General features: G+C 56.5%; 16 protein-coding genes and 1 riboswitch. All 16 genes read right to left on the reverse strand.

All coding sequences use genetic code 11. The annotated features are described in order from the left end of the window. Positions 1-33: 33 nt before the first annotated feature. On the reverse strand, positions 34-1,758 hold the full coding sequence (locus ACQ4N8_RS20340; RefSeq protein WP_430706172.1) for a methyl-accepting chemotaxis protein: 1,725 nt from the start codon (positions 1,756-1,758) through the stop codon (positions 34-36). Positions 1,759-1,779: 21 nt separating this feature from the next. Beyond that, complete coding sequence (locus ACQ4N8_RS20345) at positions 1,780-2,277, reverse strand: chemotaxis protein CheW (protein ID WP_430706173.1); 498 nt, start codon at positions 2,275-2,277, stop codon at positions 1,780-1,782. Positions 2,278-2,320: 43 nt separating this feature from the next. After that, a complete protein-coding gene (locus ACQ4N8_RS20350; protein WP_430706174.1) occupies positions 2,321-4,390 on the reverse strand; it encodes a chemotaxis protein CheW in 2,070 nt (689 codons plus the stop codon). Between the two features lie 115 nt (positions 4,391-4,505). Then, positions 4,506-4,590: riboswitch (cyclic di-GMP riboswitch) on the reverse strand. Positions 4,591-4,728: 138 nt separating this feature from the next. Next, on the reverse strand, positions 4,729-5,868 hold the full coding sequence (locus tag ACQ4N8_RS20355; protein ID WP_430706175.1) for a phosphodiester glycosidase family protein: 1,140 nt from the start codon (positions 5,866-5,868) through the stop codon (positions 4,729-4,731). 128 nt (positions 5,869-5,996) lie between these two features. Further along, positions 5,997-6,389 (reverse strand): rhodanese-like domain-containing protein, encoded by a 393-nt coding sequence (locus tag ACQ4N8_RS20360; RefSeq protein ID WP_430706176.1) that lies wholly within the window; start codon positions 6,387-6,389, stop codon positions 5,997-5,999. Positions 6,390-6,393: 4 nt separating this feature from the next. Continuing rightward, positions 6,394-6,705 (reverse strand): rhodanese-like domain-containing protein, encoded by a 312-nt coding sequence (locus ACQ4N8_RS20365; RefSeq protein WP_430706177.1) that lies wholly within the window; start codon positions 6,703-6,705, stop codon positions 6,394-6,396. 49 nt (positions 6,706-6,754) lie between these two features. Continuing rightward, entirely contained in the window at positions 6,755-7,027 is a 273-nt protein-coding gene (locus tag ACQ4N8_RS20370; protein WP_430706178.1) for a metal-sensitive transcriptional regulator, read from the reverse strand. A gap of 249 nt (positions 7,028-7,276) precedes the next feature. Continuing rightward, a complete protein-coding gene (locus ACQ4N8_RS20375) occupies positions 7,277-7,861 on the reverse strand; it encodes a hypothetical protein (protein WP_430706179.1) in 585 nt (194 codons plus the stop codon). Beyond that, on the reverse strand, positions 7,848-9,656 hold the full coding sequence (locus ACQ4N8_RS20380) for a sensor histidine kinase (RefSeq protein ID WP_430706180.1): 1,809 nt from the start codon (positions 9,654-9,656) through the stop codon (positions 7,848-7,850). Before ACQ4N8_RS20380 ends, ACQ4N8_RS20375 begins: the two co-directional genes overlap by 14 nt. Then, the gene (locus tag ACQ4N8_RS20385; RefSeq protein WP_430706181.1) at positions 9,653-10,333 is read right to left on the reverse strand and encodes a response regulator transcription factor; all 681 of its coding nucleotides are present in this window, start codon (positions 10,331-10,333) and stop codon (positions 9,653-9,655) included. Before ACQ4N8_RS20385 ends, ACQ4N8_RS20380 begins: the two co-directional genes overlap by 4 nt. A 206-nt stretch (positions 10,334-10,539) precedes the next feature. Continuing rightward, complete coding sequence (locus ACQ4N8_RS20390; RefSeq protein WP_430706182.1) at positions 10,540-11,826, reverse strand: ABC transporter permease; 1,287 nt, start codon at positions 11,824-11,826, stop codon at positions 10,540-10,542. Further along, the gene (locus ACQ4N8_RS20395) at positions 11,819-12,724 is read right to left on the reverse strand and encodes an ABC transporter ATP-binding protein (protein ID WP_430706183.1); all 906 of its coding nucleotides are present in this window, start codon (positions 12,722-12,724) and stop codon (positions 11,819-11,821) included. Before ACQ4N8_RS20395 ends, ACQ4N8_RS20390 begins: the two co-directional genes overlap by 8 nt. A gap of 38 nt (positions 12,725-12,762) precedes the next feature. After that, a complete protein-coding gene (locus ACQ4N8_RS20400; RefSeq protein WP_430706184.1) occupies positions 12,763-13,698 on the reverse strand; it encodes an ABC transporter ATP-binding protein in 936 nt (311 codons plus the stop codon). Further along, positions 13,698-14,111, reverse strand: coding sequence for a GntR family transcriptional regulator (locus tag ACQ4N8_RS20405; RefSeq protein WP_430706185.1), 414 nt, complete (start codon positions 14,109-14,111; stop codon positions 13,698-13,700). The genes ACQ4N8_RS20400 and ACQ4N8_RS20405 overlap by 1 nt, the downstream gene beginning before the upstream one ends. A gap of 46 nt (positions 14,112-14,157) precedes the next feature. Further along, the gene (locus ACQ4N8_RS20410) at positions 14,158-14,871 is read right to left on the reverse strand and encodes a hypothetical protein (RefSeq protein WP_430706186.1); all 714 of its coding nucleotides are present in this window, start codon (positions 14,869-14,871) and stop codon (positions 14,158-14,160) included. Between the two features lie 234 nt (positions 14,872-15,105). Next, a complete protein-coding gene (locus ACQ4N8_RS20415) occupies positions 15,106-15,570 on the reverse strand; it encodes a DUF420 domain-containing protein (protein WP_430706187.1) in 465 nt (154 codons plus the stop codon). Positions 15,571-15,851 lie beyond the last annotated feature (281 nt).

Here is a 15,851-nt window from a genome sequence, read left to right on the forward strand (position 1 = left end):
GTTACCCTGGCCCGGCCATTTCGCCGCCGTTCCTCAATATTTGCCGAATTCCCGGTCGCTCAGGACAATTCGGTTCGGCCGTGCCGCTTTGGGTTCAGCTTCCGTCTCCCCCGCCTTACTTCCCCGGTTCTTCTCCGCCATCTGTTCCAGCATGCGCATCACGTCGGGATGAACCTCCTCCTGGCCCTTGAAACCGTAATGGCGGGTTCCTTTGCGCAAATTGAACCGCTCCACCTGCTCCCGCAGCAGCTCAGCCTGGCTGGACAGCTCCTCGCTCGCCGCGGCTCCCTCCTCCGAGGTCGCCGAGTTGGCTTGAATCACCTGGGATACCTGCATGATCCCCTGATTGATCTGGTTGACTCCCGACGCCTGTTCTCCCGAGGCGATGGCGATGTCGCCGACCAAATTGGCCACCTTCTCCACGTCGCAGACGATGGCTTTGAGCGCGGCAGCGGTATCATTGGCTATTTTCGTGCCGTCCCCGACTTTTTTGACCGAATCCTCGATCATGCCGGTCGTCTCCTTGGCCGCATTGGCCGAACGGGCCGCCAAATTTCGCACCTCTTCGGCGACGACGGCAAAGCCTTTGCCGTGCTGACCGGCCCGGGCGGCCTCCACCGCCGCGTTCAACGCCAGGATATTGGTCTGGAAGGCGATCTCATCGATTACCTTGATAATTTTGGAGATGCTCTCCGATGCCGTGTTGATGCCGTCCATCGCCTTCAGCATCTCGTCCATCTGCTCGCTGCCCATGATGGCGTTGGTTCTCGTCGTTTCCGCCAGCTGGCTGGCCAGCTCCGCATTGCCGGCATTTTGCTTCGTCTGCGAAGCGACCTCCTCGATGGAGGCGGACAGCTGCTCGATCGAGCTCGCTTGCTCCGTGGCTCCCTGCGACAAGGCAATGCTGACCTCCGAGACTTGCTTCGAGCCGGAAGCCACCTGCTCGGAAGCCGTCTGAATGTTCGTCATGACTTCATTCAGGTTGTCGGTCATTTTGCGGAACGCTGCCGCAAGAACGCCGATCTCGTCCCGATGCTCGTTCACGATCCGAACATCCAGATCGCCTGCGGCGATTTTCTCCGCGGAAACCATCAAGTGAGTAACCGGCTTGCTGATCATGCGCGCGATAATTACGCCCAACAACACGGCCGCGACTACCGTAACGATCACGATGACGATCATCGTCGTAATCGTGCTATCGGCCTGCGCCGACAATTCGGCGGATAATTCCAAGCCGCCTGTTCGCTTGTCCTCGAACAGGCGGTCGATATCCGCTTCCACTGCGCCGATGATCGGCGTGCCTTCCCGGTAAAAGAGCTCGGTGGCCGCTTCCTTTTGTCCGGAATGCACCATTAGGATGACTTTATCCCTCAAAACGTTATAGCTGGCCAAGTTCTCCTTGAGCTCTTTGAACACGGCTAAGGCTTCTTCCGTCTGAATCTTTCCCTCGAATTTGTCCAGGCCGGCCAACATCTGCTTTTCCTGCTCCGCAAGCTTCTGCACCACCGCTTCGACCTCTTGGCTGTCCGTAGTAATCAATGCGTCCCGGATCGTGGCCCGCGTGTTGTTGAACGTAATGCCCACCTCGCCCATGTCCCCGATCGGAATGCCGTAATCGGTAAACAGCAGACCGTAATCCCGGTCCAAATTTTTAATGTTCAACAGCCCGATCGTCCCCACGACGCCGGCCAACAGAGCCACCAAAACGAAAGAAGCAATTAGCTTGTTGCTGATTTTCATGTTATACAGCCATCTCATCGACAATTCCTCCAGATTCTATTAGTTCATGATAATTGAATCTACCGCGATCTCTTGTTCGTTCAGCAATCGGTTGCAGTCCAGCAGCAGCATCACCGCGCTTCCGGCCTTGCCGATGCCCGCCACGAACCGGTTGCCTCCGTCGTACAGTTCCGGCGGGGGCACGATGTCGGCAGTATCGATCGACAGTACCTCCGAGACGCTGTCGACGATCAGTCCGATCGCCAAGTCCCCCAGTTCGATCACGATCACGCACGTGCGGTCGGAATACGCCTTCGGCGGCTTGCCGAAACGGATGCGCACATCCATGACCGGAATGATCGTCCCGCGCAAATTGATGACGCCGCGGATATAGTCCGGCATCTGCGGAACCTCCGTGATCAGCTGAATGCCGATGATTTCGGTCACATATTTGATTTCAATCCCATACTGCTCCCGCTCGACCAGGAAAGTCAGATACTTGTCCCGCAGCGAGTCGGTCAGGGAATCCTCTTCTTCCCGTACCCCCATGTCGGCCATTTTTCCATCTCCTCTAAATGTTGTGGGCGTTGCTTCAAACGATTCAGGAGCGAACAACGCTCGCTTCGGACGCATGCGCTTCGTTATGCGAACGGGCGCGCAACAATCCCGCTCCGTCCAGAATCAAGCTGACGCTCCCGTCGCCAAGCAGCGAACAGCCCATCAGACTATCCGCATTTCCCATTTTCCGCAAATATACCGGCAGCGCTTTCACAACCACCTGCTGCTGGCCCAGCAATTCATCCGCAAGCAAGCAAAGCATTCTCCCCTCCTGCTCGATCATCATAAGGATGCCGTCCTCGATCCGGCGCACGTCCGAAGCGATGCCGTAGTGCTTATGCAGGCGCAGGACCGGGTAACACTGCCCGCGCACCAGAATCATTTCGCGGCCGTCGGGATCCTGCAGAAGATCCTCCTTCCGCGCTTTGAAGGACTCCTTGATCGACGTCGTCGACAGGGTGAACCGGGTCGCGCCGACGCGAAAGTTCATGCCGTCGATGATCGACAAAGACAGCGGCAGCTTGAAGGTCATGGTCGTCCCTTCGCCAAGATTGCTATGTACTGATACGGTTCCTCCTACCGCCTCCAGGCTGCGGGTAACGACATCCATGCCGACGCCCCTCCCGCTGTATTCCGTAATTGTCTCTTTGGTTGAGAAGCCCGGCATAAAAATGAGGTTGTAAACATCCCGGTCCGTCATTTCCGTCTCCCCCCGAACCAGTCCGTTCTCCTGCGCCTTTCTCCAAATTTTGTGCTTATCCAACCCCTTGCCGTCGTCCCTCACAAAAATCTGCACTTCGTTGCCGGTATGGTTCGCCCCCAGCGTAATCGTGCCGGCCTTGGGCTTCCCGGCGGCCAACCGCGCCTCGCCGCTCTCGATGCCGTGGTCGATCGCGTTTCGCACCAGATGCATCAGCGGATCGGAGATATGCTCAATGACTTTCTTATCGACCTCGGTCTCCTCCCCGATCAGCTCCAGGCGAATCTCCTTGCCCAGCTTTCTGGTCATATCGCGGACGATTCTCTCCATCTTGCGGAAGGTCGCATGCAAGGGAACCAGTCGAATCGACATCACCTTGTCCTGGAGCTCATGCGAAATTTTCCCCAAATGGGACGATGCTTTCTGAAACCGCCCCAGCTCCAGCCCGTCCAAATCCGGGTTGTGCGTGACCATCGTTTCGGCGATAACCAACTCCCCCACCAGGTCCATCAACTCATCCAGCTTGGCGACATGAACGCTGATATAGTTGGATGCGGACGAAGCGGCGGCTGCCGTGGCCTGACCGCCGCTGGAAACCCGGCCGCAGCGCTTCTGGTCTGCCTTCTCGGTTTCCTTCTCCGCAGAAGTAAGGTCGTTATCGGCGGCAACCGGGCTTGAAACCGGGTTGTCCTCTCTGGCGGGCAGCAGTTGGACGTCCTTGATTCCGCTCATGCCGGAGAAGGCCTGATGCAGCGCCTCAAGCGACGCAGCAGAAGCCATGCGCAGGCGTAGTCCCTGTTCCCGGATCCGTGCGGCAGCGCTTTCATCCCCGGTCAAATCCGCCGGCTCCGATAAGACGGCAGGACAAACCAGCTGCAGCTGCTGTACGATCAGATAAGCCCGGATGTTCTCCATCCCGCCTTCGTCCTCCAGGCTCACCACCGCTTCGTACCGGCAGAGATTCGACTCCGGGCACGAAGCGGCGTCGTCCGCCGTCGGATGCTCGAACCGGTCAAGACAATCGCGGACATGGCCGATGAGCGGCTCGGCATCTCCTCCGGCGTCCACCCCGTTCTTAATCTTGTGCAGCTCCACCTTGGTGAAATCGACGCCTTCCAGCAGCAGATCGGACAAAACCTGGGAGCGGTTGCCCTCCACCTCCGTTTCCTGCTTGCGGATCCACGAAAAAAGATCTTCCGTCGCATGCGCCAAAGCCGCAATATTGTCGTAATGCATCATGGTGGAGGAGCCTTTTATCGTGTGCATGATTCGAAAGATCTCATGAATAGCCTCTATGGAGAACCGGGAGTGTTTATCGCATTCCAAAATGATGTTTTCCAACCGCTCTAGCTGTCCGGTAGTCTCATAGATGTACATGTCGAAGATGGGATCTTGTGTCTGTGAATCGGTCATGTTTACCCCCTATTCTAATGAGATATTTTACACATAAAGGACGAATATACATTTATTTTCTTAATTTCGACAAAAAAACAGACTTCACCTTAGCCGATGCGTCTGTTCAAAACTGCACGGTAGCTGGCTGACATGGCCCTAAGACTTTAGTCCCTATAGCTTTGCGTCCTTCTCTTTCGACAAGTTTGCCTTTATCTAAGAAAATATGCTGTTGTTCATCCACCATCTATTTCGGCAGAAGCGGGCAGAAATGTTACCCGCTCCCCTCTGTATTTTGAAAAAAAGTAGTCTATAAGTCCCGTTTTGTCACAATTCATCCAAAAATGATGTGCTCACGCTCATTTCTTGCCCGGATCGATATCCTGCGGTCTTAATCCCTCCCAAATATTCGGGATATCGACCTTCGCCGGGTCATCAAATACTAGAAAAGCGGTCGGCAGATAACGCTCCCCGTATTCGGAAGAAGGCTTGTTGACGATTTCCCCGCCTTCGTTGACCAATACCGTCGACGACCCGCCGTCCAAATTGGCGGCGATGACCGCGCCGTGCTCCAGCATGATTTGCTGCACGTCGTACAGGCTGGCGCCGATGCTGTAGCCCGGCTGGCGCCCATCGATCACCACGAACAGGATCGCGCCGTCCTCCCGTTGTCCCATGGCCGTTCGCGGAGCGATGCCCCAGCCTTCTTTTTGGCTGCGAATTTGCCCTTTGCCGTTGACGATGATCCGCGGCTGGAACGTGACCGCCTCCTGGATGCCCAAGTCGCTTAATTCCTGTAGCGTGTATTTGCCGGCGATCATTTTCCCCTGCTTGTCCAGTCCGACGATTTGGGTGGATGCCCCCGAGCTGATGCCGTTGTAGAACAGCTTGCCTTGCGAAATGACTACCCCGATCGGCTTGAAGCCGTTGCCTTTCCAGTTCGGATCGGCGAACCCGCCGCCGTTGACGCCGGCGATGGCCCCGGTCCGCTCGACCATGCTGGATACCTTCTCGCCTTTGCCTCGTTTGGCCGGCACGCCCAGGCGAATTTTGGTCGGGTCGTTAACGGTCAACACGTACCCGTGATAGCCGCTGCCCGAGACCTCCTCGATTTCGACCAGCGGCTTGTCGGCCTCATTTACTTCCTCCGTTTGAGGAGGCGCGATCGTATGGGTATCCTTCTCGGTCCCCATCTGCTCAAACTGGGCCTGGTATGCGGCCACCCGCTTGTCCAGTTCCGCTTGGCCGATGATATATTTCGCCCAATGGCGATGCTGCGTCGTAATGAGCGTGTCGGCCATCAAATATCGCATATCGTTTCCGGAGGGGGTAAAGAACAGCCAAATGGCGGCTGCCGCCCCGGCAATCATCAGCGCTAGAACGATCCGGGAAAATAGAAAGAAGAAGCCACGCTTCCGCCGTTTTTTTGCTTGTACGCGTTTCTTTGCACCCGTGCCCTTTTTCACCGACGCGCGGCTGGGCAGTGATGGCGTTGGCATGTTGATGCCTCCTGACTCTCTTGGTTTATCATGCTGTACATATAACGTCCGATCCGGACGAAAGTTTCACAGGCAGCAGAGGAGGCCCATGATCGCGCGGCGACGACGGGCCTCCTCCTGGGTTATATTCACGATTCCATGCACGGCTTCAGCGCCGCTTTCACCCGGCAAACCTCGCCCTGCAAGGCATACAGCTGCCGGAATCCCCGCCTCCGTAAAATCCGGGCGGCTTTGAGCGTATCGTACCGGCGATCCGAGAGAATCAGTACGGGATCTGCCGGCGACAGCTCCTTCTCCCACACGAACGGCAGCCTTCCCAATGAAATATTGAGTGTACCGTCCATATGGCATTCTTCGTAAAAGGACGCGTCGCGAATGTCCAGCTTCTTCGTCTCCGGCGGAAGCGCGGAGCCGCAGTTCAATGCTGCGTCGCCGAGATAGGTCAGGCCCCGAACGGGCCATAACCGCCGGAGCAAGTACCCGCCGATGGCGGCCAGCGATACAATAACGGCCGTGATCATCGGCTTACTCCAACTCGTCCTGCCAGGCCAGCATGCCGCCGGTCATGTTGACGACCTTATAGCCCCGCTCGCCGAGCAGCTCGCAGGCCAGGCTGCTGCGTCCGCCGCTGCGGCAAACGACGATCAGCTCCTCGTCCGGGTTTAGCTCCGCGTGCCGCTCCGGCAACTGCCCCAGCGGGATATGCCGGGCTCCCGGAATATGGCCTTCGGCCCATTCCGTCGGCTCGCGCACGTCCAGCACCGCCACGGATTCGCCCCGTTTCATTCGTGCCGCCAGCTCGATCGGGGAAATTTCTTTGTCCGGTTGAAATGCCATCGATGTCGTCTCCTCTCAAATGGGAATAGGATAGATCAGCCTGCCGCGGTTAGCGGCTCTTGACCAACAGTTCGACTGCCTCCCGAACCAGGCGGCCGGTATCTTTGCCCTGGGCCTGTTCCTCCACGATGCACTGCTGCAAATTCTCCGCGACGATTTGCGCCATCGCCTTATCCGCCGCATTCCGCGCGGCGGACAATTGGCTGACGACCTCTTTGCAGGGCTTGCCTTCCTCCATCAAACGGAGTACGCCGCGCACCTGACCTTCGATTCTTTTCAATCGTAGCTTCAATTCGTCTCCGTAGACATAATCCTCGGCCATGACTTGCCCTCCTTCCATAAAACCGCGGTTTATATCGACAAGAACTCATCTTGATCCGTGCTTTGCAGCACGCCTTATGCCTCGCCAACATACCCCCATGGGTATCATTGTATAAAATCGCGGACGCGACGTCAAGCGGACGAACATGCCCCTGCCAGATGATCTGCAACCGATCGGGCATAAAAAGAGGAAGAGCCTGGACGCTCCTCCTCTTCCTTGGTTAAAGCCTTTTTGCCCTCGCCGCCAGCCTTATTGCAGCGTAATTTCCTTTTCCCAGCTCAATTCCTTGCCCTGCTCGTTGGCGAACACGAAGGCGGCCTTGCCCTTCTCACCTTTCATCTCGTCCGGATAGAAGAATCCCATAAATTGCCCGTCCCCGCTGATGTAGAAGCCGTCTCCCCCGTTTTGACCGTGTTGGATCGCCTCTTCCAGCGTGTTGACGATGTTGTTGTTGTCGGATACCCACTTCATCTCTTTCAGCACGTAGCCTTCGGGCGCTTTGGCGACCTGAAAATCGAAGCTGCCGCCCTCGGCGATCGGTTTCGGCGTCTGGTCGATGATGATCAGGATTTGTTCATCGCCAGCGGCCGCATTAGCAGCATCGTTGCCGTTCGTCGCCCCATTCTCCGTATTTGCTTGATCGGTCTCCCCCTGATCGGCATTCGCCGGCGCGGGATCCGTTACCCCCGTGGTGCCGTTCTCGGCATTTTGCTCCGTGTTTGCGGGATTGGCATTGTTCTCCGGCGCTCCGGTCAACGTCCGGGTCCCGCAAGCGCTGAGCGTCAGCACAGCCGCCAAAGCGGCAATCAGTAAAATGGATTTAGGTTTCGTCATGGTTTTCTCCTCCGTGATCTTTTAATGTAAAGTAAAAGGCTACTCCTCGCTGCGTATTAAAGGCGCCGTAGGCGCTGTCGTGAAGCTCCAATATATGCTTGACGATCGCCAGCCCCAGCCCCGTTCCTCCGGATTTGCGGTCCCGCGAGCGCTCCGCCCGGTAGAAATGGTCCCAGATGCGCTTCAGATCCTCTTCGGCGATGGCGGGTCCGTCATTCTCGATCGTAGCGGTGATATGCCCGTCGACGTCCCGGCGCAATCCGATACGGATCGTACTTTGCTCCTTGGCATGGCGAATGGCATTGCTTAACAGATTCAGGACTACCTGCTCGATGCGTTTCGGGTCCGCCCAAACCGGCAAGTCGTCAGATACGCTCATCGTTCCGTTGGCCTCTTCACTCAAGCTTAAGTCGATATGAAGCCCTTTGGTCTCCATCTGTTGGGAAAAGGACTCGGCCACCCGCTTCATCAAGCCGGCCAGGGAGAAGCTCCGGGGATGGAGCTGCACCGCCTTCACCTCGAATTTGGACAGCTCCAGCATATCCATGATCAAGGCGTTCATCCGGTCGGTTTCGCTGACGATCAACGCGAGGTAACGCTCTTTCTTGTCGTCCGCCACGCCGTCCTGCAGCCCCTCCGCAAACCCTTTGACGATGCCGAGCGGCGTTTTCAGCTCATGCGAGATATTGGCGATCAGCTCTTTGCGCAATTCCTCCGACCGTCGCTTCTCCTCCACGTCGTCCTGCAGTCGCTGGTTCGCCCGGGTCAATTCTTGCAGCGCTTGATCCAAATTGCGCGACAGCCGCGACAGACTGCGGGACAGCTGCCCGAACTCGTCCTTTGCCGCCACCTCCGGCGCCGCGGTGAAATCCAGCTCCGCCAACCGCGCCGCCGTGCGATTCAGGGCCAGCAGCGGCCGCGAGACCATCCGCGAGTAGATCAGCGACAACAGCACGACCAGCATAGCGATGAGCGGCGCCAGATAAACCACATACCGCTGCAAAATCTCCACCGCTTCCCCAACCGGCTGCAGCGACGTCATCGCGATCATGTAGCGGGGACCGGCCGTCCCTTGATTAACCAGCGGCTGCAGGAGCACGGCGTATTCGACGCCGCTCCACTTGTCCCGCCACTCGAAATGGACCTGCGACCCGCTTTGCAGCCGCGCTTCGCCGGACGGGTCGTTCGCGGTCTGCTGCATCCAGGCGCGAAGCGCGTCATCGATCAACGTATCCTGATAGAGCGGATTGTAGGAGCGCTGCTCCGGCAGCAGAAAATCCGTCACCTCTCCTTCCGCCCGCACCAAGCCCGGTTCGGGCCCGGGGGTCGCCTCCGCGGCCGGACGAACGTCGACGGGATGCATGATCGCGTCCCGCTCATCCATATACATGCCATCTACCATAAGTCGATCGCCGACCTCGACCAGCGGAATGTCCTCGAGCGTCATCCCTTCCGCCGGAATCACCACTTTCACCGTCTTGCCGCCAGCGGCCCTCAGATCGACGTAATAAGGCTCAAAGCCGATTTGTCCATATTGCCGGTTCAAAAGGGCGGTGCTGGCGTCCTGCCGGTTCATGAACTCGCCCAGCAGCCGCGAAACCCGCTTTTCATCGGCAGGATCCTGCCCGTATTCCTCGGCGAAGCTCTCCATGCTCCCGGCCAGCCGGTCGATTTTGGTGCCCCGGTAAAACCGCTCAAAGAACAGTCCCTCCGCCGCCATCACGATCGAAAAAGCAAGCAGGACCAACGCCGACGTCACGATGAACAACTTAAAAACAACGCTATGCCTCTTCATGGCTTCGTATCGAATTTATAGCCCGACCGGATGACCGTGCCGATATAGCGGCCTTCGTCCCCCAGCTTGGCTCTCAATTTTTTGACATGGGTGTCCACCGTGCGCGCATCCCCCAAATAGTCGTAGCCCCAGACGGCATCCAAGATCGTCTCGCGGGTCAGTACCTTTCCATAATGCTTGACCAGGAAGAGCAGCAGATCGTATTCCTTCGGCGATAAATTGACCGGCTCGCCCGCTGCGGACACGGCATGCGCCTCCCGGTTGATCGACAGGCTCCCGAAGGCTAATGTCCCGCTTTCCCGGCCGACCGTGCCCTCTTTTCTTTTCATCAAAGCGGTGGCGCGGGCGACCAGCACCCTCGGGCTGAGCGGTTTCGTGACGTATTCGTCGGCGCCGAGCTCGAACCCGAGGATCTGATCGTCGTCTTCGGCCCGGGCCGTAATGATGATGATCGGCACGTCCGATTTGCCGCGGATCCGCCGGCACACCGACCACCCGTCCATTTCCGGCATCATGATGTCCAGCACGACCAAGTCGACGGGGATTTGATCGAAGAGCTCCAGCGCAATCCGGCCGTTCTCCGCTTCATGCACTTCCCATTGTTCTTGTTTAAAATAGTCCGTTATAAACTCGCGCATCAGCGCATCGTCTTCCACCAGCAATATGCTTCGTTTCATCCGTCATCACCTATGCACGTATTTTGACCTGCGATGATCGCTTCTATGAATTCGGGCGGCACCTCCATCTCCCCTGCAAGACCATTATAAGAGAGACTTGTGTACGCCGTGTGTATTTGAGGTGACCGCCATGATCTAGTTAAATAAAGCTAATATAAATATAAAAGGATGAGCCGTTATGCTCATCCTTTTCCGCCATTGTTGATTTAAATCTTGTACGCCTTCATCGCTTTGCGCAGCTCTTTGAAGGTTGGGCGTTTGCCGTACAGCAGGACGCCGGTGCGGTATATCTTCGCCGACAGCCAGCCGAACGCGAAGATCGCGACCGCGAGCACCGCCAGGGAGATGACGATTTCCCAGATCGGCGGCTCGCCGATGCCGACCCGGACGATCATCGAGACCGGCGAGACGAACGGGATGTAGGAGCTGACCTTCATCAGCAGCGAATTCGGGGTGCCGAGGCTGAAGATCCCGATGTAGAAGGAAGCCAGCGACAGCATGGTGATCGGCATCACCGCTTGGCCCAGCTCCTCCGTCCGGCTCACGAGCGAGCCGACGGCGGCGAACAACGTGGCGTAGAGGAAGTAGCCCAGGATGTAGAAGATCAGACCGAGTACCAGGACTTCCACGCGGATATCCGCCAGGTTGAGGTTAAAACCCGCGAGTATCGGCTGATTGTACGGCAGCGAAACGTTGATGGCGATGACTGCGGCAAAAATTACGATTTGCAGCAGGCCGATAAAAAACATGCCGATGATTTTGCCGAACATCTGCGCGAGCGGCGAAACGCTGGTAATGAGGATTTCCATGATGCGCGAGCTTTTCTCCGCGGTGACTTCGGCCGATATCATGTTGCCCGTCATCATGATCGTCATGAAGAACAAGATGATCAGCACGTACACGAGCACGAAGTTAATGACCCCGGCCTCCTGCGCCTTCTGCCCGGATTCGCCTTCGCCGCCGGCTTCCGCCGACGCCTTCACCGCATCGATTTGGACCGGGGCGTTCAACGCGGCGATTTGCTCGTCGCTCAGCATGCCCTTCGTCAAATATCCCGCCTTGACGTTTTGCAGCGCCGCCTGCAGCGCGGTTTGCAGCCCCATTTTCAGGCTGTCAGACTTGGAGGTATAGGTAACCGCAGGGAATACGCCGTCCGTCCCTGCCGCAAATTGCAAGTATCCGTCAATGTTGCCGGCTTCCAGCTCTTGATTCAGCGCGGCGGCGTCCATGTTCTCGAAAGGCACCAGCGTGTAGCCGGCGCCCGGCTGCTTCGCCGTGTATTCCTCGAGGGATTTCGCCAGCTCCTGCTGTTCGCCGTAAACGAGGCCGATCTTGGCCGGCCCCTCGTCGCCCCCCGTAAATTTATCGATGAAATAAGGCACATGCAGGCCGATGGACACGAGCAGGGCCAATACGAGCGTGGTAATGATAAACGATTTCGTTCTGACCTTGTTCATAAACGTAAAGCCGATGACTGTCCCCATTTTATTCATTCGACTCACCTACCTCTTTGATAAAGATTTGATTCAGCGTCGGCTCCTTGATCTCGAAGTGCTCCACCTCGCTGACTTCCATCGCCCTGCGCAGGATTTCCTGGGCCGCCGATACTTGCGAGATGCGGATCAGGTACCCGCGTTCTTTGCGCTCGACCTTCTCCACGCCGGCCAAAGCCTCCAGCCCCGTCACTTCCCCGGCCGTATGCAGCAATACCTCTTCGCGCGGGTAACGCTTTTTGATGTCCCGCAGATTGCCCTGCAGCACGGTTTTCGAGCGGTCCAAGATCGTGATGTTGCGGCACAGCTCCTCGACATGCTCCATCCGGTGCGTCGAGAACAAAATGCTGGTGCCCTGGTCGCGCAGCTCCTTGACGGTGGCCTTCAGCAGCTCGACGTTAACCGGATCCAGTCCGCTGAACGCTTCGTCCATAATGACGATCTTCGGCTTGTGCACGACCGCGGCGATAAAGCCCATTTTTTGCTGATTGCCCTTGGAGAGCTCCTCGATTTTCTTGTCATAGTACTCCGGCACCTCGAAGCGGCCAAGCCAGTATTTCAAGCTCTTGTCGGCTTCGGAGGCCGACATGCCGCGAAGGCGCGCCAGGTAGATGATCTGGTCGCTGACCTTGACCTTCGGATATAAGCCGCGTTCCTCCGGCAAATAACCCATCCGATGCTGCAGCTCGTTGCTGTAGGGCTTGCCGTCATACAGGATGCGCCCGCCGTCGGGATAGATCAGTCCCAGCACCATCCGCATCGTCGTCGTTTTGCCGGCGCCGTTCGCGCCAAGCAAGCCGTAGATCTCGCCTTCCTCGACTTGCAGCGAGATTTCGCTGACGGCGGTTTTTTCGCCAAACTGTTTCATCACTTTTTCCAAAACCAATGGATTTGCCATATTCCCTCTCCTTCTTTGTTCCGGATTCATTCATGCCATTAATAGTGGATGGCCGTACCCCATTCCTGCTTCGCCGGCGGATGTCCTTCGATCCATAGCTGCAGGATTTCCTCCAGCTCAAGGCTGCGGGTTTGGATTATCTGCAAGCCCTTGGCCGTAAGGCTGCGCTCCAGCTCCCCTTCGCTCGGCTCCTGTACGATGAGCTTGGTGACCGATGGCCCCGTCTCCCGCATGATGACGACGGCCTCTTCCGGGAGCGCCACAGGCGCAAATCCGCTTCCGCGAATCCAAAGCTCTTTCCAGCTTCCGAAAAGCTCATCCTTTTCCGCCATTCCCAGCAGTTGCCCTTGATGAACAAGTACGATATAATCCGCAAGCCGTTTCACCTCTTCAACGATATGCGTGGCGATCAGAATCGTCATGTCCTCGCCGGCCATAAAGTCCCGAAGCTCGTCGATCATGCTTTTCCAAGCGAACGGGTCCAATCCCGAGGAAGGCTCGTCGAGCAGCAGCAGTTTCGGCCTGACCGCCAGCGCCACCGCGATTTCGAATTTCCGCCGCTCCCCCTTGGACATCCGGTTCAAACGTTCATTCCGCGGCACGTTGAACCGGTTCAACAAATTCTGGAAACGCTCCTCTTCCCACGTCGGATACCAATGGGACCGGAAATGCGCCGCCGCCTCCGCGGTCATGAAGTTCTCCTCGAGTTCGGGCGCTTCGGGCACGTATCCGATTCGCTGCCGCTGCTGAAGCGGCAGCAGGCCGGCGTAAGTCTCCCCGAACCAGCGAATCTCCCCTTCATCCGGCAAAAGGGTTTGCTGGATCATTTGCATCATAGTGCTTTTTCCCGAGCCATTAGGCCCGACCAAAGCGACGATATACCCGCTTGGCACTTGCAGATGAAGCGGTCCGATATTTTTGCGACGGCCCCGTTTGAGCGCTCCGACGAGCTCGATTGCCATAGGTTGTTCCATCAGTCCGTATCCCCCTTGCTTTGCGACGGATCGTATTTCTGCTTGATGATTTGCAAAAACAGCTGCCTCAGCTCTTCTTCCCCGTACTTCAGCGATTTCCCGGTATCGACGGCCGCCTCGATGGCTTCCTTGACGACCGCCGTGCGGTATTCGTCGCGTTCATCCGTGGTGACCTTGGCGACGAACGTACCCGTTCCCTGCCTCGTTCGAAGCAGGCCTTCGCTCTCCAAATCCTGATACACCCGGCGAACGGTGATGACACTGCAGTTCAGGGCGCCGGCGAACTCCCGGATCGAAGGCAACAGCGTGCCTTCCTCGATCTCTCCGCTCACGATCAACGACCTGAGTTGCGACTCGATCTGATGGTACAGCGGCGCAGCGCTATTTTCATTTATCTGAATGGGAATCCACACCTTTCTATTCACCTCCGCCTTCCGCCACTAGTTCAAGGCCCTCCATCTAAGCTAAATCCCGCATAGCCAGCTTGCGTCGCGTCATCGCCCCAAACAGGGACAAACCCAGTACCCCGCCGACCAGCGCTCCCCACATCAGCGGCGACAGAAGGACGTAGCGCCCGGAGTAATCCATCGTGAAAGACATCAGGTTGCCGCCAAACCAATCTATCGCATAAGCCGTGAATCCGAAAACAGCCATCAGGACCAGCGACATCCATAAATACACCTTGCCCTTTTTCAGAAGTTCGTAGTAGATGAACGCCCCGTTAATGAACAAGCCATACCCGGTCCATGTTAACGCGAACGCGATAAATCCGCCCAAGTCGAGCTCTCTTCGCAATCCTATCGCATAGAACACGACGTAAAATATGATCCCGTTAAACAACATCATTGCCCCCAGCTGGATCAACCTGCTCCGCATGATCGTCTTCAGCGGAATCGGCAACGTCCGATAGTAACGCAGCATTTGGGTGTATGAATCTTCTTTCAGATAGCTAAAGGATCGCCGCGAAAAAAAGAAACCGGTGAACGGGATCATCGACAGCATGAGAAAATCGGCCATCGGATTCAGCACGAACCCCGTCTCAGCGCTTGAGCGGACCATAAAACCGAGGAATAGCGAAATATACAGCATAAATATCACGTTCCAAATCAGGAATAGCCGATCGCTGCGCAAATCCTTGTAAAAAATGACCCAAGCGTCCTTCCAACTATCCAAGTCGATCAACCTCGCTTTGCCTTTCATTTTCACTGTGCTTACTGTTTATATCTTTATACACAGTATATACTGCGCTTATCGATGTGTCAACCCGCCCTACTCAACAAGCAAAAAAACGCAAGTGGCGGGAATCTCCTTGGATTCCCGCCACTCGCGTTTTCGCTTAGGGACAGTATGTCGGTTAACCATATGACGATGCATGTATCGGGCCTTTGCGTCCGACAGCGGCGGGCGCTAAGCGCCTAAAATTACTTCCCAGACCGGCTTCGTATGGCCGCCCGGATACATCAAGTACAGCAGCACGTACACGGCCACGCCGGTAATCGCGGTGCAGAACCAGATGACGGAAGTCGTTCTCCCCCATTTGCGGTGTTTGGCGTATTTCGCCTTGAAGCCAAGCACCAACGTGGTAATGCCGAAAACGGCGGCGACGGTCGCCAGCACGATGTGGAAAACCAGGAAAGTCTGATAATACCCTTTGAGGTTGTCCGGTCCGCCCCACGACGTATTGCCGATAAATACGGTACGCGACATATAAATGATGAAGAACAACAGTGCGGCCGCTGCGGCGGCGATCATCGTCTTCTTATGGGCTTCCCGTTTCCCTTTGATGATCAGTCCCCAGCCGATGGCCACCAGCACCGCACTGATCACGATAAAAGAAGTGCTTAGCGTTGGGAATAACGTGAACAGATCCAATTTGCATCCTCCTAAATGTTTTGTAAGCGACTACTCCACTGATAAATCTCCGAACAAAACTTGCTTCGTAAGGAGCGGCTTGGTTTTCTTAGCGTTTGCTCCTAACCAAAAACCTCGGCGCTGTCCCACCCTCCGATTCCGAGCGAGTACGCTCGGCAATAGCGGTAATTTTGGGCGCTATTCCACCACTTTGGCGCCTTTTCGGAAAAATAAGGGAACTTTATGGCGCTATTTCGCTGTGAAAAAACGAAAAAAGAGTCTTTTCCCCGCTGCTTGTAGGA

The sequence above is a fragment of the Paenibacillus macerans genome, assembly GCF_050565405.1.
Taxonomy (GTDB): Bacteria; Bacillota; Bacilli; order Paenibacillales; family Paenibacillaceae; genus Fontibacillus; species Fontibacillus macerans_B.